The following is a 26,356-nucleotide window of genomic DNA, read 5'->3' on the forward strand; positions in this document are numbered from 1 at the left end:
GGAAAAGTGCCCCATGGTAGTCGATGCGCGGTAACTACCCGTTGGGAGCCTTGCGCGCAGTGCGATCAGCTCAGCAGGTCTTCGTAGAACGCGCCGAACGGTTCCGTCGGATGCGCGATCTGGATCTCCAGTATCCACAGTCCGCTGGACGGGGTTGCCGGCAGGTCGACGAGGTCGCCGCCTTTGTGGATCGAGTGGGGGAAGTCGCCGACCCGATGCCCCTTGGTGGCGTGGTTGAAGCGCCAGCCCATCGCTTCGGCGCGCTCGCAGGCAAAGGCGTACAGCGCCTGGCCGCTCCATCCCCGTGTGCGCCATGCCTCGGCCACTTCGTGGAACAGCCTGCGCGCGGCATCCGCGCAGGCCTGTCGTTGCGGCGCGTGGCCGATCACGAAGGTGTCGCCCACATCGCCCTCGTGGCCGTCGAACACCAGCCCGAGGTCGATGAAGTAGCTGTCGTTCTCGCCCAGCCGCACGCCGGGGTCGGATCGCTGCCGATACGCCTTGGTGGTATTCGCGCCGATGCGGATCAGCACCGGATGCCACAGCCGCTCGTAGCCCAGTTCGCGGAACACTTCCAACGCCTCGGCCTTCGCCTCGTCCTCGCTGATGCCCGGGCGCATGCGCTCGCGGATGCCATGCAGCGCAGCCCAGGTTCGTTCGCGGGCGTGCTGCATCAGGGCGGGGTCGAAACCTGGTCCGACAGCTTCGCGGAAGGGAGTCGTCATGGGCGTCAGGGCAGGTGGACGAGGATCAGGCCGATCGCCGCAGGCAGCGCCTGGATCCACAGGATCTTCCGGCTCGCGGTCAGGCCGCCGAAAATCCCGGCGAGCAGAACACAGGTGAGGAAGAACACCTTCACGTAGAACCCGGCGCCGCCGAGGCAGAGGCCCCAAACCAGGCCGGCGGCGAGGAAGCCGTTGTACAGGCCCTGGTTGGCGGCCAGCGCCTTCGACTGCTGGGCGAATTCCGCCGTGGTGCCGAACGCACGGCGGCCGGCAGGGCGTGTCCACAGGAACATCTCCAGGATCAGGAACCACACGTGCAGCAGGGCGATCGCGGCGATCACGACATTGGCGGCGATGGACATGGGTTTCTCGGCGCAGTGGATGGCAGGCGGCAGTGTTGCAGCCGGATCGATCCGTCGCAAATCGCCGCGCAGGCGCTGTCGCCGAACGAACGCTTCAGCCGCCCGCCGCGACACCGCGGAAGGTCACCACCAGCACATCGCGATGGGCCGGCAACGCGGGGTCGAGCGGCGTTACCGGGGTCACCCCGTGAAAGACGCGATGGTCGTCGACCAGCGCGGCGTCCAGCTCGCGAGCCAGGGTGAAGCTGCCCAGCAGTTCGCCATCGGGGGCGTGGATGGTGGTGGTGCCGCTCTCGATGTTTTCGCGGTCGACCAGCAACACCAGCACGTAGTCGACGCCATCGCGATGCACCCCTTCCGGAGTCGGCTCGCCTGCTTCGTCGGCACGCGCCTCGATGCGGAACTGATGCACCTCGATATGCCAGTGGCGCGTGGCCGGCGCCAGCGCGCCGAAGCAGTCGCGGCAAAATTCGAGGATGCATTGCAGGCTGGCGCTTTCGGCGACCGCCGGCAGCACCGGTTCGAACCAGCGCTGGATATCGCCCTGCAAGGGGTTGTACTGCAGGCTCTGGTAATGCGGCTGATGCGGCTGGCGTCGCACGTCGCCGGCAGCGTCGGCAGCGAATGTCGCATGGCGCCGGCGCCGATGGCGGCCGCTGGCGGCGAGATAGCCGTCGGGTGCCAGATCGTTCCAGCTGGCGGCAAATGCGGGCCAGTCGCCCAGTGACCGGCCCGGCAGAAGCTTGCGCATGATGTCGGCGGTGAGGAAGGCAAAGCCGTCGCGTTGCAGCCGGGCATGCAACGCGGACGTGTCGGGGTGGTGGGTCATCCGGATACGTTAGCAGGGAAGGCGCGAAGCGGCGATGACCTGCGCGCAGCCTCTGCCTGAGATGTGGGAGCGACTTCAGTCGCGATGCTCTTCAGGAGCACGCAAGGGCCATTGCGACTGAAGTTGCTTCCACGGCAGGCCGGCAAGGGTCGCGACGTCTTTCAGGGCGCCTCCGGCGATCCGAAAGCGGTCCTTTCTTCACCATTTCCGCCGCCTTTGACTGAATATTACAAACGAACATATAAACGTCTAGATGTTTAGACGTCTATTGACAGCAACTTGAAAGGCATTCACCATCCGCTTCACTCATCGAGACCGGCGGAGGGATAGGCCCTTTGATGCCGGGGCAACCAGCGGGGACGTCCCGCCACGGTGCCAAATCCTGCGGCGGCGCCACGGCGCCACCGAGAGATGGGCGTCATCCGGCCGCAGCTCCCCTGGCGTGCACGTGTGACCCCGGCTCCGGTACCTGCAGGCGATGCGACCGGAGAACCGCATGACCCTTCAATCGCTGCCACTTGCCGTTTCCGATGCCGGCCATTTGCCGGCCCCATTCCATGGGCAGTCGCATCGTGACGACCTGACCGCCCGGCGCAGCACGCGGCGGGTGGTCATCAGTCCCAAGTACGGCAGCGGCCGGCGCGAGGTCGAGGTTCGCTATCTGTGGTGCGGCGCGCCGGATGCGCCGACGCTGATCGTGCAGGGCGGCATCTCCGCCGACCGCGACGTCGTCGCATTGGATGGCCAACCCGCGCCCGGCTGGTGGCAGGCGCTGGTCGGCAGCGGTGCGGCGATCGATCTGCAGCGCTGGCGCGTACTGGCGATCGACTGGCTGACCCCGGGCGAGCTCGATGCCGGTTCGGTGTCCAGCGAGGATCAGGCCGACGCGCTGGCGGCGCTGTTGCGCGAACTGGACATCCCGAAGGCACATGCATTCATCGGTTCCTCGTATGGCGCGATGGTGGCGCTGGCCTTTGCCGCGCGGCATCCGTGTTGCGTGGACCGGCTGGTGCTGCTGGCCGGTGCGCACCGGCCGCACCCGCTCAGCACCGCGCAACGCAGCGTGCAGCGCGGGATCGTGCGACTGGGCCAGGCCAGTGGTCGGGTCGACGATGCGCTGGCGCTGGCGCGGCAGCTGGCGATCACCACCTATCGCGGCAGCGGCGAATTCGGCCGCCGCTTTGCCGGTGGCCCGGAATGGCGCGACGAGCGCTTCCGTTTTCCGGTCGAGGACTACCTGGAACATCAGGGCCGCCGCTTCGTCGAGCGTTTCGACGCCGATCGATTCCTCGCATTGTCCGAGTCGATCGACCTGCACGACGTCACGCCGGAGCAGATCCCGACACCGGCGACGCTGATCGGCTTTCCGTCCGACCGCCTGGTGCCACTGGCCGACCTGTGCGAATTGCAGCGCCGCCTGCATGGCCCGGCCACGCTGGAAGTGGTCGAGTCGCCCTACGGCCACGACGCCTTCCTGAAGGAACCCGCGCAGCTCGCGCCGCTGCTGCGCGAAGCACTCGACTAGGGAGCGCACCCTGTGCGCGAGCTCCTCGCGCTGCCGCCAGGAGCATCGCGCACAGGGTGGCTCCTGCAACAAACACCACGACGCAATGATTTGGAGATGGACATGAGCGAAACCCCCGCCCCCTGTACCCGCGCGGTGCGCGCCGGCATCGAATCGGACACCCAGCACGGCGCGGTGGTGCCGCCGCTGCACCTGTCCACCAACTACGCGTTCGAGGGGCTCGGCGGCAAGCGCCCGTACGACTACTCGCGCAGCGGCAACCCCACCCGCGACCTGCTCGGCAATGCGCTGGCGGAACTGGAGCAGGGCGTCGGTGCGGTGGTGACGTCGAGCGGCATGTCGGCAGTGGCGCTGGTGCTGGAACTCGTACCGGCCGGCGCGACCGTGCTGGCGGCGCACGATTGCTACGGCGGTACCTGGCGATTGCTCGACGCATGGGCGAAGAAGGGCCGCTTCAACGTGGTGTTTGCCGACCTCACCGATCCCTGCGCGCTGAGCGAAGGTCTTGCCGCCAAGCCGGCACTCGTCTGGGTGGAGACGCCGTCCAATCCGCTGCTGCGGATCACCGACATCCGCCACGTGGCGCATGCCGCGCATGCGGTAGGCGCGCTGCTGGTGGTCGACAACACCTTCCTGTCGCCGGCATTGCAGCAGCCGCTGCTGCTCGGCGCGGACGTGGCGGTGCACTCCACCACCAAGTACATCAACGGTCATAGCGACGTGGTCGGCGGCGCGGTGGTGGCGCGCGACGCGGCGGTGTTCGATCAGCTGAAATGGTGGGCCAACTGCAACGGCCTCACCGGCGCGCCGTTCGACAGCTACCTGACCTTGCGCGGCCTGCGCACCTTGAGCGTGCGTCTGCGCCAGCACCAGGAAAACGCGACGCGCATCGCCGAGCTATTGGACGCCCACGCGGCCGTGCGCAAAGTCTATTACCCCGGTCTGGCCAGCCATGCAGGCCACGCGTTGGCAGCGCGTCAACAGCAGGGTTTCGGCGCCATGCTCAGCTTCGAACTGGAAGGCGACGTGGGGCAGATCGAGGCCTTCGTCGATGGCCTGAAGTATTTCTCGCTGGCCGAATCGCTGGGCGGGGTGGAAAGCCTGATTGCGCATCCGGCTTCGATGACGCATGCGTCGATGGCGCCCGAGGCACGCCGCACCGCCGGCATCGCCGACAGCCTGCTGCGCCTGTCGGTCGGCATCGAGGACGGTGACGACCTGCTGCACGATCTCGATGCCGCGCTGGCCCGCGCTGCAGCGGTAGAGACGTCCAAACGCCGGGTACTCGCATGAGTACGGTGCTGGATGATGCACCTGCGGGAGCGGCTTCGGCCGCGATTGCCCGCGGGAGAATCGCCGCTGAAGCCGCACCCGCAAAGGCGTTCGCTCCCATCATCGCAGTAGTGCTGCTCGGCACCGGGGTGGTCGGCGGCGCGCTGCTGAAGCTGCTCAACACGCCGGCTGCGGCATCGTTGCGACTGGTCGGCGCGGCCAATTCGCGTCGGCAGCAGACCGATCCTGTCAGCCTTGCCAGTCGCAGCCTGCGCGAGCAGCTGAACCACCGGGGCGAGCCACGCGACAACGCCAGCCTGCTCGCGGCGTTGGATGCCAGTGGCGCCGCAGCGAAGGTGATCGTCGACGCTACCGCCAGCGCATCGCTGGCCGCACGCCACGCCGAATGGCTGGCGCGCGGCTATCACGTGGTGACGGCGAACAAGGCGCTGGCCGGCGGTGAACTGTCCGGCTGGCGTGCGTTGCAGGCGGCGTTGGCGCACGGCGGTCGCTATGGCGATGCGGCCACCGTCGGCGCCGGCCTGCCGGTACTGTCCACGCTGCGTCGCCTGCGCAGCTGCGGCGACAGCCTGCTCACCCTGGAAGGCGTGTTTTCCGGCTCGCTGTCGTGGCTGTTCAACCAGTACGACGGCGGCCGCCCGTTTTCCGAACTGCTGCGCGAGGCGCGCCAGCTCGGTTACACCGAACCCGACCCGCGCTCGGACCTGTCCGGCGAGGACGTGGCGCGCAAGCTGCTGATCATCGCCCGCAACGCGGGTTTCTCGCTCGGCACCGACGAGGTCCAGGTGGATGGGCTGGTGCCCGAAAGCTTGCGCGGCCTGAGTGCCGACGCCTTCCTCGCGCGCCTGGACGAACTGGACGCGCCGCTCGCCGCGCGCCATGCCGAAGCCGCCTCGCGTGGCGCCGTGTTGCGCTTCCTCGCCCGCCTCAACCAGCGCGGCCATGCCCGCGTCGGCCTGGTCGAAGTGCCGCTCACCCACCCCGCCGCGCGCCTGTACGGCACCGACAACCAGTTCGCCCTCACCACGATCCGCTACAACACCCAGCCGCTGGTGATCCAGGGCCCGGGTGCGGGACCGGAAGTGACGGCGCAGGCGTTGCTGGGGGATGTGCTGGCGCTGGCGTGACGCGACTCAGGCGGCGGGCTCTGCAATCGCCTCGACCTGGATGCGCAACGTCACGTCCATGCTGAAGCCGTAGTCCTTGCCGGCCGCCATGCCGAACGCATCGCGCTTGAACGTGGCCAGCGCATCCGCGCCGCATACTTCGCGCTTCAGCATCGGGTGCGGCATGCACTTGAAGCTGTCGATCTTCAGGTCCAGCGGGCGGGTGACGCCGTGCAGGGTCAGTGTGCCGGTGACCCGCGTCGGCGCGCCGTTGACGAAGTCGACGAGCTTGCCGGCGTAGATGGCCTGCGGGTAGAGGTTGCTTTCGAACAGCTCCTTGCCCTGCGCGAACTTGTTCAACGCGTCCTGGCCGAAGTCGGCGCTCTTCATGTCGACGACGACGTTCACCGCGCCGGTGCCGGCGGCCTTGTCCAGCATCACCATGCCGCTGCTGTGGTTGAACTTGCCGCGCCACACCGACAGCCCACCGAAATGATCGGCCTCGAAGCTGGGGTAGGTGTGGTCGGGATCGATCTTGTAGTTCACCGTGGCGGCGCTGGCGCCCGTGGCAAGCGAGAGCAGGGCGATCAGGCCCAGCGCGTTGATCCTGGTGCGGATGGAAAGCATGAGCGACTCCGTTGGCGGGTGGCACGCATCCGGGATTGGATGCTTGTTCAGGCGACGAACGACGCACCGTCTTTTCGACACGATGAGGGCACAAAGGAAAACGCACGGCGGGTGCCGTGCGTTTCGTTGACGGATGCGATTTCGCTCAGTGCCCGGTGATCCGCTCGGCGGTCTCCTCGTCCGGCGGCACCAGCGGCGCGTTCGGGTCGGCCTGCGCTTCCAGCTCCGCCGCTTCCACCGACGGCGTGCGCCAGCCCGACTTCACGCCCCACAGGTAATACACCAGGCCGATCACGGCGACCACGCCCAGATCCATGCCGTAGGACAGGTAACCCTTGCCGCCGAACGTGGTGCTGCCGGCCCAGGAGACCAGCGCCAGTGTGGGCAGGTAGAACACCAGCCACCAGGCGCCCTTCATCTGCCGTCCGAAATCGTGCCAGCCGGACTTGGCCTGGTAGTAGAAGTAGACCGGCAGTGCGACCACCATCAGCAGGATGATTTCGCCGGTCAACGGCCACTTGGCCCAGTACAGCAACTCGGTGGACATGATGAACGCGATGCCGGCCAGCACCGACAGGCCGCTCAGTCGCAACGGCCGATGCAACCCCGGTGCGGTACGACGCAGCGTCATCACGCTGACCGGGCCGGTGAGGTAGGAAATGATCGTGGCGACCGAGATCACCGCCGCCAGCGAACCCCAGCCGCGGAAGAAGAACAGGAACATGAACGACACCGCCAGGTTTACCCACATCGCCGGCCGCGGCACGCCCCATTTCGGATGCACGCGCCCGAGGATGGCCGGCAGCGTGCCGTTGCGCTCCATGCCGTAGAGCATGCGCGCGGTAGTGGCGGTATAGGTCATGCCGGTGCCGCTGGGGCTGATCACCGCATCGATGAACAGCAGCGTCGCCAGCCACTGCATGCCCAGGATGATCGCCAGGTCGGCAAACGGCGAGCTGAAGTTGATCCCGTGCCAGCCGACGTTGGCCAGCATTTCACGCGGCACCGCGCCAATGAACGCGACCTGCAGCAACACGTAGATCACCGTCGCCAGCGCAATCGAGCAGACGATGGCGAACGGAATGCTCTTGCCCGGATTGCGCGCTTCGCCGGCCAGGTTCACCGGGCTCTGGAATCCGTTGAAGCTGAACACGATGCCGGCGATCGCCACGGCGGTGAGTACCGAGGCGAAGTCGGTCTTGTGCAGCTCACCGTGGATGCCGACGCTGAAATTCTCGGCATGGAAACCGCTGGCGATCAGCAACACCGCGGTGAGCGCGGGGATCACCAGCTTGAACAGGGTGATCGCGGTATTCGAGCGCGCGAACAGCTTCACGCTCCAGAAGTTGAACAGGAAATACATGACCACCAGCGCAGCGGCAATCAGCAGGCCGTTGGTGCTCAGCTCGCCGTGACCACCCGGCATCTGGTGATACAGGTCCTTCGCCCACTGCCACTTCCACGACGACATGTACTGCGCCGACGCTTCGGCCTCCACCGAGATCACCGAGACGATCGCGATCCAGTTCGCCCACGCCGCGATGAAACCGACCAGTGAGCCGTGCGAGTAATGACCGTAGCGAACCATGCCGCCGGATTCGGGAAACATCGCGCCCAGTTCGGCGTAGGTCAGCGCCACCGTCATGATGATCGCCGCGCCGATCACCCAGGCCCAGACAGCCCCGGGGCCGGCGATCTGCGCGGCGCGCCACGCACCGAACAGCCAGCCTGAGCCGATGATGGAGCCCAGGCCGGTGAGCATCAGGGCGAATGGGCCGACGTCGCGGCGGATGGAACTGGGAGAGGACATGCAGGCTCCGGTATTCGGTGATGTCGAGAACGCCAGCAGGCGAGACAAGCCCCGGATGATGCCAGACGGGCATCGGACTGTCAGGTTTGGGGAGTCCATCCGGCGCGCGCTTGGCGCACGCCATGTCGGGTGATAGTGTGAAAGTCGTCAGATTCTGCGGCCCTTTGCGCGCGCAGGATATGGCAGGCGCAAGCAGGGGCTTGCCGCCCAAAGGGGATCGTCTGAAGGCATTGACCGGTGTGGCGTAAAGGCCGCATCGGCGCTTGATGGCCGTTGCCGCCTGGCGGACAACGGATCACGAACGGCGGCAAGCGCCGGCCGACTTGCACGTCCCGATCCGGCCGGATCGAGCTGCCATCCTGTTGCACCACGGAGGGAGGAGAACATGAAGATCTCGGCAATTCTCGCAGTCGCAAGTCTGTCCTGTCTTGGCGCAGTAGCATCGGCCACCGCCGCCACTCAACCGGCGGCCCCGCCGGGTTCGTACCGGCTCAGTTGTTACGGCGCGGCGGTTACCGGCGACAGTCTGTCGGCGCAATGCCAGACCCTGGCCGGCAACTACCAGTCGTCCACCCTCGCTCCGCTGGGGCAGTGCGAAAACGCGGTGATCAAAGGCGGCGACATCGCCAACGCCAACGGCAATCTGGTGTGCGTGCCCGACCTGCCGCAGGTGGTGTCCGGCGAGCCGTTCCCGCAACCGGAGACCACCATCAACAGCTGGGTCTACGGCGGCAACACGGCAGCGTTGTACCGCCACAGCTGGGCGCTGTGGGCCGGCCTCACGGACTTCACCGGCACGGTCAACGGCACTCCGGTGCGTGCCTTCCAGACGTGGGCCACGCCGTCGAACATGATCTACCGGATCCAGTCCGGCATCGGCTTCGATGCCGTACGCGGCACCATGCTGCTGGACAAGTCGCGGCTGCTGCATCCGCGCGGCATGTTCGAACTGCAACGGCCACACCAGTTCCGCAACCTGAAGCCAAGGCTCAAGGCAGCGCAATCGGTGCCCGATGGCGACACCAACATCTTCGTGGCGGTGGCCTACAACCCGGCGGCGGCGAAACACGCGATCACCAACAAGCTGTTCCTGCAGAGCACGCTCAATGGCTACCTGAAGCAGGGCTACACGCAGATGCCGGTGTTTCCGGCCAGCGCGATCACCATCAAGCCGGTCTACAAGATCGTGCAGAAGAACGAATCCGGCGGCAACGTGCAGAACGGCATCTACACCATGCCCGGCTGGCCCGGCACGCCATCGCCGGCGAAGACATTTCCCGAGCCGGACTGGGGCGCCTGCGTGTATGTCGACATCCGGAACGCGGGGCCGAGCGGATCATCGATCGACCAGGGTTGCACGGGCCGTACTGCGGCCAGCACTTTCCATCTCGGTGATTTCATCAGCCACACGATTACCGCGGCGGAAGTCGCCGGCATCGCCGGCCAGACCGGCATGCAGGTTTCGGCCGGCGACATCGCCATCCTGGTCGGCATGCACGTGGGTACGCGCGAGGCCACCCGCTGGACCTGGCAGACGTTCTGGTGGGCGGCCAATCCGGCGCAGCCGTTCGCACCCAGTTCCAGCACCATCGCGGCAGCGCGTCCGTCGGTACTGGACGCGGCGGCAAGTCACTACGCGATGGCCGTCGCCTACCAGATGGTGGCACCGGCCCAGCCGATCATCGGCGGTCAGAGCGTCGGCACTTCGGTGATTGCCTACAACCCGCATCTCGAGGCCGGCTTCGATCCCGGGGTATTCCAGGCCAAGGGCACCATCAACGACAACGGCACGATCATCAACAACATCTACGGCGTGCAGACCAACTGCATGAGCTGTCACGGTGAATCTCAATATCAATCCACGCCGCACTACTACGCGATCAATGATGGCTCCAACCGCGAGAATCCTTACGCGGCCGACTTCTATTTCAGCCTGAACGACCCCTCGTTCAACGGCAAGCTGCAGCTGGATTTCGCCTGGTCGATCCTCGGCAGCCTGGTGCTGGACGACGACAACGGTGCATCGGCCAAGCCGGTGGCGTCGCACAAGGGCAAGTAGCCCAGCCCTGAACCGACGGCATGCGCACCGCATGCCGTCGGTTCGCCGTGGCAAGGTCGGGCCTGATCCATGCCAATGTCGGCTTCGGCACAGCGCAAGATCAGAGTGCCAGGCCACCTTGCGATTGCACCGTCGGCATGGCGCGTGCCCGCGAAAATGCCAGCAACTCGCCCAGCCGTGCACCTTTCTCGCGCCAGTCACGAAACAGCGACTCGCCGACCAGTGCGTAATGCCAGGCGCGATCGCCACGCAACTCCGGCTCCAGCGCATTGATCCGCTCGCACCAGGTCGTCGCGGCCTTCAGCTTGCGCTGCACGTTAGGATGGCTGGCCTGCTCCTGCGCCTTCGTCTCGACCAGGTAAATCGCGTCTGCCGTGCGCACCAGGAAGTCGGGTATGTAGAACGCGGGCATGCCGTCGTCCTTCACATAGCGCAAGCGCGCGAAGTCGTGACGGTTCTCGCTGATCTTGCAGAACGCTTCCACGTCCGCGTCCAGCCGTGCCCATTCGATAAACGCACGCTCCAGCCCGCCACTGCGTGTGGGGTAGGGTAACCGCGTGTAGATGCACTTGGACACTTCCAGCGAGGCGCTTTCGCGCACCATCAGCCTGGTCACTTCCGACAGCCGCCGATGGCGCACTTCGGTTTGGCCGCTGGTGGTGTGTTCCTCGGCGCGCACCAGCGCCAAGCCAAAGATCTTCACGATGTGGTCGAGTACCGGCTGCAGCAGCAACAGCCGCCAGCCCTCGTCCTCGAACGGCTCGAAGGGTTCGTCGAACAGCCGCTCGCGGATGTAGTCGTCCAGAGCCATGGCCAGCGCGGCGGTGTTCAACTGCAGATACGGGCGGTCCAGATGCGGCGCGATCCTGTTGCCTTTCGGCAGCGGCTGGTTCAGCGCCTGGCTCACGCGCCGGGTCAGCCTGGAGAGCAGCTCGTTGTAGCCGCTGACGTTCATTGCCACACCATCGACGCGGTAGTCGCCGAACAGCGTGCTGCTCTGAAGGTCCTGCGAGGTGAAGGTGTCGCCCTTGCCAAGCAGATCGGCCAGCTTCGCGCGGCTCATCGCGCTGAACGGTGACAATGCGGCGACGTTGATCGGCAGATGCTCTACGTTCTCCTCGGTCTCGCGCAGGATGAACGGGATGGCGAAATCGTATTTCTCGTAGTCGTCGCGCAGCTCGGCAGGAATCAGGTCGCCGGTGCTGCTGCCCTCGTCGTCATCGCCGGTCTCGCCGACCAGACCCTCGCGCATCAGTTCGTCGTAGAAACTCTGAAACGCCGGGTGCTCGACGATCGACAGGATGTCGATCAGCGAGCCGGGTTCCTCGCCACGGTTGATCCGCTCGCGATTCTCGCGTTTGATGTCGGCGTATTCCGGGTCGCGCCACATCAGGCGCAGGCCGCGGCCGATGGTCTGCTCCAGCAGGATCTGCGCCTGGCTGGAACGCAGCGGCACGATCACGCAGATGTTGTTGACGTCGAAGCCCTCGCGCAGCATCAGCACGCTGACGATCACCCGCGGTTGCGCATGCTTGTCGACGTTGAACAGGCGTTGCCTCAACGGTGCCCACTGCTTCTCGCCCAGCTCGGCCTTCCTGCCCGAGTCGACGGTGAGCACGTCTTCGTCGTGCAGGCCTTCGTCGCGCAGGAACTGCGCCACCAGCGGCGATACTGTGGTGTCCTCGCATACCACCAGCATCTTCGGATGACGCGTGGCGTCGATGCGGGTGAAATCCGCCTCCAGCTTGCGCAGCTTCTGCAGGCCCGCGCGCAGCATCACGCGTTGGCCTTCGGATAGCCGCACGTTGCCATCGGCATCGCGTTCGGCCTTGAACTCCAGTATCGGCAGCGCGCCGACTTCCTTGCGCTTGTCCAGCACCAGCGACTTCACCAGGCCCAGCCGCATCGCGTCCTTCAGGTCGAAGTCGACCACGATGTGCGGGAAGTAGACCTTGCGCCGATTCCTGCCGCCGCCGACGTCGTTGTACGGCGTGGCGGAGAAATCCATCTGCACGAAACGGCGACCCTTGCCTTCAGCGATGATCGACAGGCTCTTCTGCCATTCGACCTCGGTGGTCTCGCCTTCCTTCTTCAACTCGTGGATGTGGTGTGCCTCGTCGTTGAACACCATTAGGTCGGGCAGGTCGGCGAGGTAACTCAATATGTTGCCGCGCGCCCAGCGCCGATCCAGCACGTCGAGGCTGTTGCCGGTGGCGCGGCCTGGCGTCAGTGGCAACACGTCATAGGCCACACGTGCTGCGTCGGCGACCATGCCGGGCGTGTCGACCCATTCGGCTTCCTCTTGCTCCGCTTCCTCCTCGGCTTCGCTGAGCAGGTGCCAGTTGGTGATCGCGATCATGCCGTTGCCGGTCGCCTTCAGTCCGATCTCCTGCTTCTGGCAGACGTTGCCGCGCACGAACTGCGCGATCCGTTCGCGCCGCGCCGGCGGCGTGAACAGCTCGGCATAACTGGCGATGTCGGAGCTGGCGAAGTCGCGGCTCTTGTCCTCGTTCTCCTTGCCGAGGAACGCATCGAGCAGGCGCTCGTACACGATCAGCCCCGGTGCCACGATCAGGAAGCGCCGGGTGAAGCGCGGATCGTCGCGCCCTTCGTCCAGCGCCGCGGTCTTGTTCAGCAACTGCCACACCAGCAGCGCCTGCAGCACCCAGGTCTTGCCGGTGCCGGTGGCCATCTTCAGGCAGTACTTCGGATGGTCGTGCTTGGCCTGCGCCACGTCGTTGAGCCGGGTGCCTTCGAGCAGCGCGTCGGCGCACACTTGCTGGTACAGGTCCTTCAGGTTCGGTCTGTCCAGCACCTCGTGCGCCACGATCACATTGAGGATCGCCTGGCGCTGGCCGGGATGGAAATTGAACGTGCGCGACTGGCAGGCGTCGTCGCCGAACCACCAGAGCAGCAACTCGGCGGTCACCGGCGTCACCAGTTCGTAGATGTCAGCGATGCCCTGTTCCAGGCCGATGCACAGTTGCTCGGCGCGGCGGGTGAGGGCAGCGGCGAGCGCTAGCGGGTGGTTGGCGTCAGACATGGGCACACTCCGCCAGCTTGCGCGTAATAAACAAATTGTTTATGGTTGGCAAGCGCAAGTCGACCAGGTAGACAGGAGTAACCCGGTGATAAGGAGCTTCGCCGACAAGGACACCGAGCGGTTGTTCGCCACCGGCAACACGCGGCGACTGCCGCAGGACATCGTGCGCCGGGCGTTGACCCGCCTGAAATACCTTGATATCGCCACGAGTCCCGAAGACTTGCGTGAACCGGTTTCCAACCGCCTTGAACTGCTGGCTGGCAACCGGGCTGGTCAATGGAGCATTCGCATCAACGACCAATGGCGGCTGTGTTTTCGCTTTGAGGGCGGTCACGCTTTTGACGTCGAGATCGTCGATTACCACTGAGGATTCGTCATCATGTCCATTCCCGCCACCACCAACGGCCTCCCGCCCATCCACCCGGGTGAACTGCTGGAGGAAATTCTGAGCGACCACGACATGAGCCAGGCGGCCTTTGCGCGCGCGATTGGCGTGTCGCCCATGCGCATCTCGCATGTGATCAGGGAAGTGCGGCCTGTCACGGCAGAGCTGGCCCTGCGGTTTGGTCGCGCCTTCGGGCAGAGCCCGCAGTTCTGGATGAATCTGCAGACCGATTACGACCTGAAGATCGCCGAGCGCGAGTTGAAGGCCAGTCTGCGCAAGGTGCGCGCGCTGGCAGCCTGAATATCTGGTGCGCGCCCACGCTGGCGCGCTCATGCCCGCGGCTCCGCCACCACCTGCACCACCTCGGCCTCGAAACCGAACACGTCCACCACGCGCACACAGACGCGGCGCTCGCCGCTCTTGTACGGCACATTGAAGTTGGCGGCGGTCACCACCCGCAGCGGGTCGTCGTCGTTGGCGGTGTTGCCGCGGTAGTCCTGCCACACCGAGCGGAACACCGCACCGTCGTAGTCCGGATCCACCGCCCAATACTCGATCAGTGCCAGCGGTTCGGCGTTGGCCACCTTGAGCAGCTTCTTGCGGTTGTCCTCGTCCAGGTTGATCGCCTCGGGCGAGAGCAGCACGTAGTTGTCCAGGGTGACCTGCAGCGTTTCTTCATCGCCGCTGCGCGTGCGGCGCACCGGCTTGATCGTGAGGTACTGCAGGCTGGAGAAACGCACCTGGCCGCGCAGCTTCTCGATGCCGCCCTTCTTGCGCAGGCGGTCGAGCAGGTCGGGCGGGATCACCAGCACTTCCAGCCGCGGGTCGTTGAGCGCGGTGATGCTTTGCCCGATCGACGGCTCGAAATTCCAGCCCAGCACCACGACACGATCCCAGCCGCCGAGCAGATGCTCGCGCTGGGCGATCGCCTTGCGCAGGGTGGCGTCGCCAGTGAGCTTGTTCGGCGAGTCCACCAGCACCAGGGTCTTCTTGCCGGCGTAGACCACGGCGCCGAGATTGCGCAGCGGGTTGTCCTCGGGCTGCAGCGGCAACGCGCCATACAGCGACAGTACGATCCCCGACAGGTCGCCCACGCGGAAACTGCGCCCTAACGAACTCTTCGCCGCCTCGACCTGGTAGTCGCCGATCGCCTGGTACAGGAACGGCTTAGCGCCTTGGTCGATCAACCGCTTGCGCATGATCATGCAGGCCGGCTTGCCGAGATCGGTTGTGATCCAGCGGCGGCCGAGCTTTTCGGCGACGGCGGCGGTGGTACCGGAGCCGCCGAAGAAATCGGCAACCAGATCGTTTGAGTTGGTGCAAAGGGAAATAATTCGATCGAGAAGAGCTTCTGGCTTTTGTGTCGTGTATCCAATTAGCTCGCTCGACTGATTGTGGATCTTGCTGATGTCAGTCCAAAGATCTTGCAGCGGTACGCCGCGATGCTCGCTCTCGTATTTCTTCAGTCGTGGGACGCCACCGACCTTAAGAGGCCAATGTAGCCGACCCTCCTCGTCGTGCCTTTTTAGGGTTTCGACGGGGCATCTCCAAAGAGTGCGTACACCTTTGTATTCGTAATCATAGCCGCCACCAGAAAGACCGCCCGCGGATAAACTCAGGCGTTGATAGCGTTCTCCTCGGGCTGGGTCGAATTGGTCAAAGAACGTATCTATGTACGAAGGATCAGCTGGAACAAGTTCTTGATTCCAAGTTCGGTTTTGAGATTTGGAAAATAATAAAACGGTATCGTGGATATTTCCGAGACGCTCTGAATCGCTATGCCCGAATGAACGGCGCCAAATGATTTCGTTGACGAAGTTGGCCTTACCGAATATTTCATCGAGAACGATCTTGACGTAATGCCCTACATGCCAATCCAGATGCACATAGATCGAGCCGCTATCGCTCAATAACTCCCGCATAAGAATCAATCGCGGCGTGATCATCGCCAGATACGACGCCGTCCCATCCGACCACGTATCGGAATATGCGAACTGCTCGATCACCGTCGGCTTCTGCTCCAGCTCCACGCCGGGCAGCGAAACCTTGGTGCGGTAGTCGGCCTTGGAATCGAACGGCGGGTCGATGTAGATCAGGTCGACCTTGCCGCGCAGGCTGGGGGTGTGTTCGTCGCCGGCCAGCAGCGCGGCCATCGCCAGCAGGTTGTCGCCGTAGATCAGCCGGTTGGTCCAGTCGGCCGTGCCTTCGTCGCCCAGGTGTGCCTGCCGGTTCGCCGCGGCGATCCAGTCGCTGTCGCGGGTGTCCTTCGAGGGCAGCACCCACTCGCGCGTCTGCAGGCTGACCCGATGCCGCCCTTCGAGGCTCTCCAGGATCTTCTCGGCCTGCTGCCGTGCGCGGGCGACGATCTCGGGGAGTTGTTCCAGCAGGGACTTTGGCATGTCGTGTCGCCAGGCAAAACGACGACAATGAAAGCAAAGTTTACGTGCATTTGAAAGCAATACTTTCATTCCGCGCCGGACATCAACCTAACGTCCGGTGCCATGAAGAAGGAACAGGAAGCGTTTGCCGCGCGGCTGCTGGGCGGACTGGCTGCTGCCAACATCGAGGCCAGCCCGAAGGAGCTGGAAAAGCTGTTGGCCCGTTATGGCGGCACGCCAGTGACACCACAGGCGATCTCCGGCTGGCTCCATGGCAAGCACTTTCCGAAGCCGGACAACATCCAGGCCTTGGCGCGAATGGTGAACATGCCGCCGCATCAACTGCAGTACGGCGGCAAGACGACGGCCAGGGGCGTGCGCGAGCCGAACAGGTCGTGGCCCGAGCATGTGAGCGGCATGGATCGCCTCGCGTTCGAGGAGTTCCTGGCGCTGCCGGAACGCCAGCGCAAACTGGTGCGCGAACTGATCGCAGCGTTCACGGACGCGCCGGTGCGCAAGAAAGGCGAGTGAGGTCAGCCGGGCCGAGCCGCTTCCGGCCCGGCTCGATGCAGCCGTCAGGCCTGCATGGCGATCGTCTGGTGCCGCCGGCACAACAAGCGAGTCACCCGAAACCGTAGCCTGTCCGCCTCTGGTTGATCGGCGTTTTGTGCGCCGATGTCGCCGCGTGCAAACTGAAGGCCGCAATCCACGGAGAACGCCATGCTTCAGATGCGCCCGAATTGCGAGTGCTGCGATCGCGAGCTGCCGGCGGATGTGGCTGGGGCGATGATCTGTTCGTTCGAGTGCACGTTCTGCGTCTCCTGCGTGGAGACGGTGCTGCATGGACGCTGCCCGAATTGTGGCGGCGCCTTCAGCCCGCGGCCGTTGCGTGCGGCGGAGCTGCTGGGCAAGTACCCGCCGTCGCGGGAGCGCGTGTACAAGCCCGATGGATGCGCGAAGGCCGGTTGAAGAAGCCTCTTCGCGCGGCGGCTACTTACAGCAGGCGCAGCAACTCCTTCATCAACGGCAGCCGGCGCACGCGCACGGCGCTGGCGCGGAAGACCGCGTTGGCCAGTGCGGGTGCGGCGGTGGGCATGGCGAGGAAACTGGCGCCGGCCGGCGCACGGTCATCGTCGACGGTGATGACTTCCACGGCGTCGGGCAGCTGCGCCATGCTGGCCAGCGGATAGTCCTTGTAACTGTGTTGCTGGATCTGCCCGTCCTTGAACGTGATCGCCAGGTTCAAGGCGGTGGACAGCGCGTCGAGCGTGGCGCCGGCGACCTGGCCTTCGAGGCCGCGCGGGTTGATCACGCGGCCCACATCGACCGCGCAGACGACCCGCTGGATGACCAGCTTCTCGCCCTGCATCGCCACTTCGATCGCATGCGCCACATAGGCGCCGTCGACGTGCCAGCAGGCGATGCCGAGGCCGTTGACGGTGCGCAGCCAGTTCTTCCATTCGATCCGGTCGGCGACCAGCTTGAGCACGTTGAGCAGGCGGCCGGTGTCCAGCGTGCGACCGGCAGAGAGCGTCAGCGAACGCGGCTCGCCGAGGATGCGCAGGCGGGTCTTCAGCGGGTCCTCGCGCATCGTGTGCGCGATTTCGTCGATGAAGCTCTCGACCGCGAACGCGTTGCTCAGATGCGGCATGCCGCGCGCAGGGCCGCGCGGTATCGTCGATTCCAGCCCGTACCAGTCGCTGCGGTAATTGGGTACCAGCCCCGCCGGCAACTGGTCGGCCTGGAGTTCGGACGTCCACAAGTGGTTGTCCGGCACGCCACGATGCGAAAGCGCGGAGGCGCTGGCCATGCGCTGGTTCCAGCCGAGCAGCTTGCGCTTGCGGTCGATGATTGCGTTGAGCTGATGCACGCAGCCGGAGCGGTAGTAGTCGTGGGCCAGGTCCTGCTCGCGCGTCCACAACAGGCGCACCGGCCGGTCGACGGACTGGGCCAGCATCACCGCTTCGGCGACGTAGTCGTGATCGAGTCGGCGGCCGTAGCCGCCGCCCACGCGCGGCACGCTGATGTCGATCCTGGCCGGGGCGAAGCCGGTGAGGCGATGCACCACCGCCCATGCTTGCTGCGGCGCCTGGGTCGGCACGACCAGGCTGGCCTGGTCCTTGTCCAGACGCACCAGGCAGTTCATCGGCTCGGCGGTGGCGTGCGCCAGCCATGGCTGGAAGTAGGTGGCGTCGAGTCGGCGGGCGGCCTTCTTGCCGGCCGCGTCGACGTCGCCGTCGTCGCGCACGCGGGTGGTCGGGTCGGTCTTGCCGGCGAGTGCGGCGCCGGCGGTTTGTTCGAACGTGTTGCTGTCAGCGGCCGCGCTGGCCCCGGGCTTCCATTCCAGCTTGAGTTTCCGGCGGCCCTGCAGCGCCGACCAGGTGTCTTCGGCGAGTACCGCTACCGCCGGGGCGATCGGCGTGCTGCCCGGCGGCTGGCCGGGTTCGGGCCGCAGTTGCAGCACCTTGACCACGCCCTTGACGGCCAGGCAGTCGGCGAAGTCGGAACGTTCCAGCGTGCCGTCCGGCCATGGGCAATGCACGAGCACCGCGACCAGCGCGTCGCCGTAGTGGTGGTCGATCGCGAAACGCGCCTGGCCGGTGACGATCGCGTGCGCGTCGACGTCGCCGGCGGGCTTGCCGATCAGCTGATAATTCGCCGCTTCCTTCGGTGCAGGTAAGCGCGTCGGCAGGGCGATCTTGCTGGCGTCCTCTGCGAGGCTGCCGTAACTCAGGCGGCGGCCGTCCGACGCGATCACCGTGCCTGCCGCGCAGCGCAACTGATCCGCCCGCACGCCGAATCGGCGCGCCGCCGCCTGCAGCAACAGCCAGCGCGCCACCGCGCCGACCTGGCGCAGGTCGTTCCATGCCGCGGGAATCGAGCCGCCGACGCCACCGACCTGGCGGCCGTACGTCCAGCGCGGCTTGCCGTTGTCGTCGCTGACGCCGAGGCCGGGCAGGATCACGCTGACGCGGTTCCAGTCGGCGTCGAGTTCGTCGGCAATGATCCGTGGCAGCGAGGTGGCGACCCCGGTACCGGTATCCGGATCGCGCGCGTTGATAAGTACGCTGCCGTCGGCGTTGATGCGTACATACGCACCGAGCCCGTAGAAGTTGTCGCCGACCAGGGCCGGCGGCAATGGCGCATCTGCCGCCTCGGCCATGCGGATGCCCACGACCAGCGCGCCCGCGGTGCCGGCCAGTACCTGCAGAAAGCGGCGACGCGAGAGTGGGATCCGATTCGGGGTTTTGCCATTTCCGCTCATGATTGCGGCGCCTTGCCGGCGGCGCGCTTGATCGCGCGGCGCACGCGCGTCTGGCACCCGCAGCGGCACAGGTTCGGCAAGCGGTCGATGTCGTCGTCGCCCGGATGCGGTTTGCGTTTGAGCAGGTCGACGCCGGCAATCAGCCAGCCGGGCGTGCAGTAGCCGCAGCCGATCGCGTCCTCGTCGATGAAGGCCTGCTGCAGCGGGTGCAGGGTGCCGTCGTTGGCGGCCAGCCCCTCCACCGTGACCACCTGCTTGCCGGCGAGCTTGGCCATCGTTTGCGTGATCGCCGAGACCGCCTTGCCATCGAGCAGCACCAGGTCGGCACCGCTTTCGCCGTGCTCGCCGCCGTACTTGGTGCCGGTCAATCGCAACACGTCGCGCAGGTACCACAGCAGCGGCATCTGCGGATCGCCGGTATGACGGTAGTGCTCGCCGTTGATCTGCAGGTCGATGCCGTCACGCACCGCTTCGGGCACGATGGTGTTTTCCTGACCGGTCGGCAGGGCCTGGGCTTGCGCGGGTGCCATTCAACATCTCCCTGAAACATACCCGCACATTGTGGCATTGCCGCCGCCTGCTTAGGGATGCGGGCGGCTGAACAGGCGGCGCCAGACGAAATAAGCGGGCACGCCCGCGGCCATGATGAGCAAGCCGATGCCCGCGTTGCGCGGATTGTCGCGCAGGGTCAGCGCCACCACCAGCGCCACCGCGGCGATGAACAGCAGCGGCAGCCACGGGTAGCCCGGCACGCGGAAGCTGCCGCTGCGGTCGTCATGACGGCGATACCAGAACAGCGTGGCCACGCCGACCGCGCAGGCCAGCCAGTCGCCGAAGGTGGCGTAGTCCAGCAACTGGCCGTAGCTGCCCGACAGCGCGAGCACGATCGCCCAGCCGGAGAGCAGCAGCAAGGCGGTGTTCGGCGTGCGCCAGCGCGGATGCAGTCGCGCCACCGAGCGGAAGAACAGCCCGTCCTCGCCCATCACCTGCAGCACCCGCGCCCCGGCGACCAAAGTGATGTTGCAAAAGCCCAGGGTGGAGATCGCCACGCCCAACGCGATCACCTTCGCGCCGACCGGGCCGGCCACCTGCTGCATCACATCGGCCGCCGGCGCCGTGCTGGCGGCGAGCCCGGCGTGGCCGAGCACGGCGAGGTAGGCCACGTTGACCAGCGCATAGGCGCCGATCACCAGCAGCATGCCCAGGGTCAGCGCGCGCGGCAGCGTGCGCTGCGGGTCGCGCACTTCGCCGGCGAGGTTGTTGAGGTAGGTGAAGCCGGAGTACGCGAACAGCACCGGCAGCGCCGCGCTGATGAAGCCGACGCCGCTGCGCGCCGGATCGGCGGCCAGCACCTGGCCGTGCCCGGCACCGGCGAGGAACAGGCCGCACACCACCAGCACCGCCACCGCCAGCAGCTTGAGCAGGGCGAACAGGTTCTGGATCTGCGCGCCGAGGCGGATGCCGAACAGGTTGATGCCGCCGACGAAGACCAGCGCGCCGACGGTCAGCGGCAGAGCCCAGGCCGACGGCAGCCCGAACAGCGAAGCGGTGTAGCTGGCGAAGATCGTCGCCACCGCAGCGCTGGAGCCGGAGTAGATCACCAGCAGCATGGTCCAGCCGAACAGGAAACCGGCCAGCGGCCCGAATGCCTCGCGCAGGTAGACGTAGGTACCGCCGGCATGCGGCCGGCGCGCGCCGAGTTCGGCGAAGCACAGCGCGCCGATCAACGTCAGTACCCCGGCGCCGACCCACAGCAACAGCAGCGACAGCCCTGATTCGGTGCGCTGCGCGACGATGCCCGGGTTGAGGAAGATGCCGCCGCCGATGATCCCGCCCACCACCACCAGCGCGGCATCCCACGGGCGCAGGCTGCGCACATAACCGGACGGATTGTCATTCATGCGGTGGCTCACCAGTGGCGGGACGCGCAGCATGGCCGTCGGCGTGCGTGCGGGCAAGCCTGGCGTGTATCAGTCCAGCTGAAGCTCGCCGCGAATGCCCATGGCGCAGGCCCCGCCGATGCTGATGGCGCCGGTTGCGGCATCGCGCGTCACCTCGACGCAGCCGTCGCGACCCACCTCGCGCCCCTGGCTCGCGCGGTAGCGCAGGCCATAGCCGGCAGGGTCGCCGGCATCGGCCAGAAAGGCCATGATCGCGGCGTTGGCGCTGCCGGTGACGGGATCTTCGGGAATGCCATCGGCCGGGCAGAACGCACGCACGGCCATCGCCGCGGCGCCCGCGGGCTCGCGACCGAACACGCTGATGCCGATCGCACCGATGGCCTGGCTGATCGCGGCGATCAGCGTCAGATCGGGTTGCAACTGGCGCACGTCCGCCGCGTCGTGCAGGTCGCAGACGAGCCAGCGTGGCCCATTGTCGACCAGCCGCATCCGCATCTGCGCCGGATCGACCCGCAAGGCCTGCGCCACCCGGGCAGCTTCGCTCGCGTCGGGCGTGTGCAGGCGGGCAGGTGGCGCCTGCACATGGATGATCCGTTCACTGCCGCCGCCCTCGATGCGCACGGGCAACAGCCCGGCGGCGCACTCCTGCACCAGTTCGCATTTGCCGGATGCCACCAGCGCGGATTCGATCGCCGCATACGCGCTGCCCACGCTGGGGTGGCCGGCGAAAGGCAGTTCCTGGCGCGGGGTGAAAATGCGCACCCGATAGTCGGCATCGATGCGGGTGGGTGGCAACAGGAAGGTCGTTTCGGAGAGATTGGTCCAGCGCGCGAACGCCTGCATCGTGAGGTCGTCCAGGCCGTCACCGTCGATCACCACGGCCAGCGGGTTGCCCAGCAGCGGTCGGTCGGAGAACACGTCGAGCTGCATGAAACGGCGAGTGCGCATGGCGATTCCGGCGGGTCAATTGCTCCACGATGCCAGCCGGCGGCGCGCGTCACAAGCGAAGGCGACCGGGCGGTGCGCGCACGCCCGGCTGCGGCAAGAGGGGAGCCGGCAAGCAGGAAGCCGACACCTTGCGGCGTCGGCTTCCACCTGGCGCACCCGCGCGGGTGGTCAGAACACGCTGAGGAACAGCGCCATGTTGCTCACGTTGAGCGTGCCGATACCTGCGCCAGGCTCGTATCCGGAGCGGCCGTCGTAGAACCAGTTGTCGCCCGCACGTATGTCATTGAAGGCGGAGAACGGGCCGTAGCCGAAGATGTTCTGCAGTGCATAGACCTGCGGATTCCAGAGCCCGACGCGTCCGCGTGTCGCCTGCTTCAGCAAGGCGCTGATGCCATTGAGTTGCGGTGCGACGAAACTGGTGCCGCCGAGGAATGTCTGCAGGCCGGGACCGTCCAGCGACGAGACGTAGCTGTAGCCGGTCTCCGGGTCCGCGTTCAACGAAATGTCCGGGACGTTGCGGCCGTGATAGTTCGCCCGCAGCGTGTAATTGATGTCGAACGGCGGGAAAAGCAAAGTCTGATGCTTCTCGCTCTTGCGCATGCCGGCGGTGAAGTGCTGATAGCGTGGCTCCGGCCAGAACACGCTCACGCCGCCGCCACCGCCGACCGAGAACAAGCCGAGGTCCACGCCGAAGTTGGTCTGGAAGTAATCGTCGATGTAGTCCCAGCCCCAGACGCTCTCCCGAGTGATCGATTCCGTCGGTCCGCCGCTGAAACTGTAGGAGTACGGCACGGTGGTGCCGCCAGCGCTGGTGATGAAGGGATCCGAAGCCGGGGCGTCGACGCTGAGCGGCGGCGGCACGGGATCGGTAAGCGAACCGCCCAGGCCGCGCACGGTGTCATAGGCGCCCGAGTCACCCGAGGCGGCGAACAGCGAGATGCCCTGCGCCGCCGCTTCCAGGAAGACCTGGTGGAAGGCGCGCAGCTCATCGGTGAAATCCGTGCCGCCGTTGAGTTGCGGGAAGTAGAAGATTTCCGGCGAGCCCCAGCTCACCGACAAGCTGTCGACCTTGTTGTCGGACACGGCCTCGTTGAACACGTCGAAGAAGCCGGCGTCGGTGTTCGGCGCGTCGTACACGATGATGTCCGCCCATGGCGCCAGGCCACCGGACTGTTCGACATCGAGCGAGGTCTCGCCCGAACCGGCCGGGCCGCTGAGCGGGCCGCCGCCGTCCACATGCACCTGGGTGATGCGATGGGGCTTCACGTTCAGGCCGATCGCGCTCCAGTAGGCATAGGCATCGTCCGGCAGGAAGTTGGCCAGCGTGGCGATGCCGATCGTCGAGCCTCGCCCGTTCACGCCGGCGTGATACAGCGGATTGATGTTGTAGCGATTGGCCACGTCGCCGACGGTGAATTCGCCGGGTGTGCAGGTCGCCGTGGGATTGCCCTTGCAGGGAGTGGCGGCAGGTGCCGCGCCCCGGGCCAGCGCATTGGCGCGACCTGGCTGCGGCGGAAGTACCGCGTTGACTCGATGCGAGCGGTAGCGCGCTTCGCTGCTCAGGCCCGAGGCCACCACCAGCGTTCCGGAAAGTGCAGCAGGCACCGTGGGCGTGACGTTGGGTTGATGGAAAGTCGAGCCGTCGCTGGCGCGGTAATCGTGGATGGCCGTATGGAAGGCCGTGTTGAATTGTCCGATCGTGCCGCGGACCTTGATCGCCAGGTGGTTGGGCAGAAGCTCGACTTGCGTGAGGCCTTGCTGTTTCACGAAGGCCTGCACGCGGCTGATCTGGCTCTTGCTGGCGCCATAGCGATCGGCAAACTCCGCCGTGGTGAGAAAGCGATGGAACGAGCGATTGCCCGGGGTGACCGTGCTGTAGACGTAATTCTCGAGCGCGGCCTGATTCTGCAGCCCGAGCACGAGGGTAACGTTCACGGTCTGGGCCGGATTGCTTGCGCCGAGATCGACGGGGCTGCCATCAGCAGCGAAACTGACCGTGGCAACTCCGCACAGCAACAGTGCCACGGAAGTCGCGAGTGCCTTGCGATGCAAGTTCTTGAGCATGTCCGATTCTCCAGGGTGGAAGCGGCCGCCGTTCGTGCGGCAGGCCATGAGATGAGTCATTAGGTCAAATCGATCCCCGACACCCAGGTGCGGCCCCCTGAAGACACTCCACTCCTGGTCGGGCCAGACTAGTCCCGTGCAGCGGCGCTTGGAAGCGGGAAAACGTGAAGGTATTGCGAAGCCGCCCGATGCGCGGATAGCCGCGCTGGAATGGCAATCCGTGCTGGCATGGTCATGGTGGGAACGCAGGGCCAGAGGTCCGGGCGGCCTTCGGCTGCCATCCGGTTTGCGGCACAATAAGAGGGTTGTGCGTCGCGGACTCGTTTGCGGCGTCGTCATTTCCCCCGAGTCGAAGCCGCCCATGCCCGCCATCAAGCAAGCCGACCTGATCCAGTCCGTCGCCGACGCACTGCAGTACATCAGCTATTACCACCCGGTCGATTACATCAAGGCCCTCGCCGCCGCGTACGAGCGCGAGGAGTCGCCCGCCGCGAAGGATGCGATGGCGCAGATCCTGATCAACTCGCGCATGGCCGCCGAAGGCCACCGGCCGCTGTGCCAGGACACCGGCATCGTCACCGTGTTCCTCAAGGTGGGCATGAACGTGCGCTGGGACGACGCCACCATGGCTCTGGAAGACATGGCCAACGAAGGCGTGCGCCGCGCGTACATGGACCCGGACAACAAGCTGCGCGCCAGCGTGCTGGCCGACCCGGCCGGCAAGCGCATCAACACGAAGGACAACACGCCGTCGGTAGTCAACATGTCGATCGTGCCGGGCGACACCGTCGAGGTGATCGTGGCGGCCAAGGGCGGCGGCTCCGAGGCGAAATCGAAATTCGTCATGCTCAACCCATCCGACTCGATCGTCGACTGGGTGCTCAAGACCGTGCCCACCATGGGCGCCGGCTGGTGCCCGCCGGGCATGCTCGGCATCGGCATCGGTGGCACCGCCGAGAAGGCGATGCTGATGGCGAAGGAAGCGCTGATGGAGTCGATCGACATCCAGGAACTGATCGCGCGTGGCCCATCCAATCGTTGCGAGGAGCTGCGCATCGAGCTGTACGAGAAGGTCAACGCGCTGGGCATCGGCGCGCAGGGGCTGGGCGGGCTGACCACCGTGCTCGACGTCAAGGTCAGGGATTTCCCCACCCACGCGGCGAACCTGCCGGTGGCGATGATTCCCAACTGCGCCGCCACCCGCCACGCGCACTTCGTGCTCGACGGCTCCGGCCCGGTGATGCTCGATCCGCCGTCGCTGGAAGACTGGCCCAAGCTCACCTACGACGCATCGAAGGGCCGCCGGGTGAACCTCGACACGGTGACGCGCGAGGACGTGGCCAGCTGGAAACCGGGCGAGGTGCTGCTGCTCAACGGCAAGCTGCTCACCGGCCGCGACGCCGCGCACAAGCGCATGGTCGGGATGCTCGACAAGGGCGAGCCGTTGCCGGTCGATTTCAACGGCCGCTTCATCTACTACGTCGGGCCGGTCGATCCGGTGCGCGAGGAAGTCGTCGGCCCCGCCGGCCCCACCACCGCCACCCGCATGGACAAGTTCACCGAACAGGTACTGGCGCAGACCGGCCTGCTCGGCATGGTCGGCAAGGCCGAGCGCGGTCCCGCCGCGATCGACGCGATCAGGAAGCATCGGTCGGTGTACCTGATGGCCGTGGGCGGCGCGGCGTATCTGGTGTCCAAGGCGATCAGGGCCTCGCGCGTCGTCGGCTTTGCCGACCTGGGGATGGAAGCGATCTACGAATTCACCGTCGAAGACATGCCGGTGACCGTGGCCGTCGACTCCGGTGGTACCTCGGTGCACCAGACCGGGCCGCGGGAGTGGCAGGCGAGGATCGGGAAGATACCCGTGGTTATCCAGTGAAAGCAGTGCGCGCAGCGCACGCCATCGCCCCCTCCCTTTCCGAGGGGAGGATCGAGGCGGGGTAGTGCAGGATCACCGCAAAGCCCCAAAAGCGCCATGCAAAAGCTCGACAGGCGAGGCAATCTCGCTTGTCACGGCTGAAGGTCAAGGGCCGCTC

The 26,356-nt window shown here is 66.0% G+C and carries 21 protein-coding genes and 1 riboswitch; of the genes, 9 read left to right on the forward strand and 12 right to left on the reverse strand.

The window, feature by feature from the left end:
- Positions 1 to 65: 65 nt before the first annotated feature.
- The 3 genes from CIW53_RS02540 to CIW53_RS02550 form a co-directional block, all read right to left on the reverse strand.
- Positions 66 to 725, reverse strand: a complete 660-nt coding sequence (locus tag CIW53_RS02540; protein ID WP_149363122.1) for a M24 family metallopeptidase — start codon at positions 723 to 725, stop codon at positions 66 to 68.
- Between the two features lie 5 nt (positions 726 to 730).
- On the reverse strand, positions 731 to 1,087 hold the full coding sequence (locus CIW53_RS02545) for a DUF1304 domain-containing protein (RefSeq protein WP_149363123.1): 357 nt from the start codon (positions 1,085 to 1,087) through the stop codon (positions 731 to 733).
- A 94-nt stretch (positions 1,088 to 1,181) separates the two neighbouring features.
- Positions 1,182 to 1,916 (reverse strand): 2OG-Fe dioxygenase family protein, encoded by a 735-nt coding sequence (locus CIW53_RS02550; RefSeq protein ID WP_149363124.1) that lies wholly within the window; start codon positions 1,914 to 1,916, stop codon positions 1,182 to 1,184.
- Between the two features lie 303 nt (positions 1,917 to 2,219).
- A riboswitch (SAM riboswitch) is annotated at positions 2,220 to 2,334 on the forward strand.
- A gap of 78 nt (positions 2,335 to 2,412) precedes the next feature.
- On the opposite strand from CIW53_RS02550, the gene CIW53_RS02555 reads away from it, so the two are divergent.
- From CIW53_RS02555 to CIW53_RS02565, 3 genes are all read left to right on the forward strand, one after another.
- Positions 2,413 to 3,441, forward strand: a complete 1,029-nt coding sequence (locus CIW53_RS02555) for a homoserine O-succinyltransferase (RefSeq protein ID WP_149363125.1) — start codon at positions 2,413 to 2,415, stop codon at positions 3,439 to 3,441.
- Positions 3,442 to 3,543: 102 nt separating this feature from the next.
- A complete protein-coding gene (gene metB, locus CIW53_RS02560) occupies positions 3,544 to 4,734 on the forward strand; it encodes a cystathionine gamma-synthase (RefSeq protein WP_149363126.1) in 1,191 nt (396 codons plus the stop codon).
- The gene (locus CIW53_RS02565; protein WP_242451741.1) at positions 4,731 to 5,861 is read left to right on the forward strand and encodes a homoserine dehydrogenase; all 1,131 of its coding nucleotides are present in this window, start codon (positions 4,731 to 4,733) and stop codon (positions 5,859 to 5,861) included. Before metB ends, CIW53_RS02565 begins: the two co-directional genes overlap by 4 nt.
- Positions 5,862 to 5,867: 6 nt before the next feature.
- Here the strand turns inward: CIW53_RS02565 and CIW53_RS02570 are convergent, their stop codons facing one another.
- Entirely contained in the window at positions 5,868 to 6,467 is a 600-nt protein-coding gene (locus tag CIW53_RS02570; RefSeq protein ID WP_149363127.1) for a YceI family protein, read from the reverse strand.
- Positions 6,468 to 6,612: 145 nt separating this feature from the next.
- Positions 6,613 to 8,277 (reverse strand): APC family permease, encoded by a 1,665-nt coding sequence (locus CIW53_RS02575; RefSeq protein WP_149363128.1) that lies wholly within the window; start codon positions 8,275 to 8,277, stop codon positions 6,613 to 6,615.
- 385 nt (positions 8,278 to 8,662) lie between these two features.
- Between CIW53_RS02575 and CIW53_RS02580 the strand changes: the two genes are divergently transcribed.
- On the forward strand, positions 8,663 to 10,336 hold the full coding sequence (locus CIW53_RS02580; protein WP_149363129.1) for a hypothetical protein: 1,674 nt from the start codon (positions 8,663 to 8,665) through the stop codon (positions 10,334 to 10,336).
- 100 nt (positions 10,337 to 10,436) lie between these two features.
- Here the strand turns inward: CIW53_RS02580 and CIW53_RS02585 are convergent, their stop codons facing one another.
- Positions 10,437 to 13,379 carry a DEAD/DEAH box helicase family protein gene (locus CIW53_RS02585; RefSeq protein ID WP_149363130.1) on the reverse strand — a complete coding sequence of 981 codons (2,943 nt, stop codon included), beginning with the start codon at positions 13,377 to 13,379 and terminating at the stop codon, positions 10,437 to 10,439.
- Between CIW53_RS02585 and CIW53_RS02590 the strand changes: the two genes are divergently transcribed.
- Both CIW53_RS02590 and CIW53_RS02595 read left to right on the forward strand, forming a co-directional pair.
- Positions 13,378 to 13,746, forward strand: coding sequence for a type II toxin-antitoxin system RelE/ParE family toxin (locus CIW53_RS02590; protein WP_343191971.1), 369 nt, complete (start codon positions 13,378 to 13,380; stop codon positions 13,744 to 13,746). The two genes, CIW53_RS02585 and CIW53_RS02590, sit on opposite strands and share 2 nt — an antisense overlap.
- A gap of 12 nt (positions 13,747 to 13,758) precedes the next feature.
- Positions 13,759 to 14,064, forward strand: a complete 306-nt coding sequence (locus CIW53_RS02595; RefSeq protein WP_149363131.1) for a HigA family addiction module antitoxin — start codon at positions 13,759 to 13,761, stop codon at positions 14,062 to 14,064.
- A gap of 29 nt (positions 14,065 to 14,093) precedes the next feature.
- On the opposite strand, the gene CIW53_RS02600 is transcribed toward CIW53_RS02595, so the two are convergent.
- The gene (locus tag CIW53_RS02600) at positions 14,094 to 16,163 is read right to left on the reverse strand and encodes a site-specific DNA-methyltransferase (protein ID WP_149363132.1); all 2,070 of its coding nucleotides are present in this window, start codon (positions 16,161 to 16,163) and stop codon (positions 14,094 to 14,096) included.
- A gap of 102 nt (positions 16,164 to 16,265) precedes the next feature.
- Here CIW53_RS02600 and CIW53_RS02605 point away from each other — a divergent pair, with 102 nt between their 5' ends.
- Both CIW53_RS02605 and CIW53_RS02610 read left to right on the forward strand, forming a co-directional pair.
- Entirely contained in the window at positions 16,266 to 16,673 is a 408-nt protein-coding gene (locus CIW53_RS02605; protein ID WP_149363133.1) for a helix-turn-helix transcriptional regulator, read from the forward strand.
- Positions 16,674 to 16,862: 189 nt separating this feature from the next.
- The gene (locus CIW53_RS02610; RefSeq protein ID WP_149363134.1) at positions 16,863 to 17,111 is read left to right on the forward strand and encodes a DUF1272 domain-containing protein; all 249 of its coding nucleotides are present in this window, start codon (positions 16,863 to 16,865) and stop codon (positions 17,109 to 17,111) included.
- A 25-nt stretch (positions 17,112 to 17,136) separates the two neighbouring features.
- Here the strand turns inward: CIW53_RS02610 and CIW53_RS02615 are convergent, their stop codons facing one another.
- The 5 genes from CIW53_RS02615 to CIW53_RS02635 all read right to left on the reverse strand — a co-directional run bounded on the left by CIW53_RS02615 (position 17,137) and on the right by CIW53_RS02635 (position 24,320).
- Complete coding sequence (locus CIW53_RS02615) at positions 17,137 to 19,407, reverse strand: molybdopterin cofactor-binding domain-containing protein (protein ID WP_149363135.1); 2,271 nt, start codon at positions 19,405 to 19,407, stop codon at positions 17,137 to 17,139.
- Positions 19,404 to 19,937: a (2Fe-2S)-binding protein gene (locus tag CIW53_RS02620; RefSeq protein WP_149363136.1), complete on the reverse strand. Its 534-nt coding sequence runs from the start codon at positions 19,935 to 19,937 to the stop codon at positions 19,404 to 19,406. The genes CIW53_RS02615 and CIW53_RS02620 overlap by 4 nt, the downstream gene beginning before the upstream one ends.
- 51 nt (positions 19,938 to 19,988) lie before the next feature.
- A complete protein-coding gene (locus CIW53_RS02625) occupies positions 19,989 to 21,308 on the reverse strand; it encodes an amino acid permease (protein ID WP_149363137.1) in 1,320 nt (439 codons plus the stop codon).
- Positions 21,309 to 21,377: 69 nt separating this feature from the next.
- Positions 21,378 to 22,256: a PhzF family phenazine biosynthesis protein gene (locus CIW53_RS02630; RefSeq protein ID WP_149363138.1), complete on the reverse strand. Its 879-nt coding sequence runs from the start codon at positions 22,254 to 22,256 to the stop codon at positions 21,378 to 21,380.
- A 168-nt stretch (positions 22,257 to 22,424) separates the two neighbouring features.
- Positions 22,425 to 24,320, reverse strand: coding sequence for a S53 family peptidase (locus CIW53_RS02635; RefSeq protein ID WP_149363139.1), 1,896 nt, complete (start codon positions 24,318 to 24,320; stop codon positions 22,425 to 22,427).
- Positions 24,321 to 24,681: 361 nt separating this feature from the next.
- Here CIW53_RS02635 and CIW53_RS02640 point away from each other — a divergent pair, with 361 nt between their 5' ends.
- On the forward strand, positions 24,682 to 26,199 hold the full coding sequence (locus CIW53_RS02640) for a fumarate hydratase (RefSeq protein WP_149363140.1): 1,518 nt from the start codon (positions 24,682 to 24,684) through the stop codon (positions 26,197 to 26,199).
- Positions 26,200 to 26,356: the final 157 nt, after the last annotated feature.

The sequence above is a fragment of the Rhodanobacter sp. T12-5 genome (assembly GCF_008329435.1).
Classification (GTDB): Bacteria; Pseudomonadota; Gammaproteobacteria; order Xanthomonadales; family Rhodanobacteraceae; genus Rhodanobacter.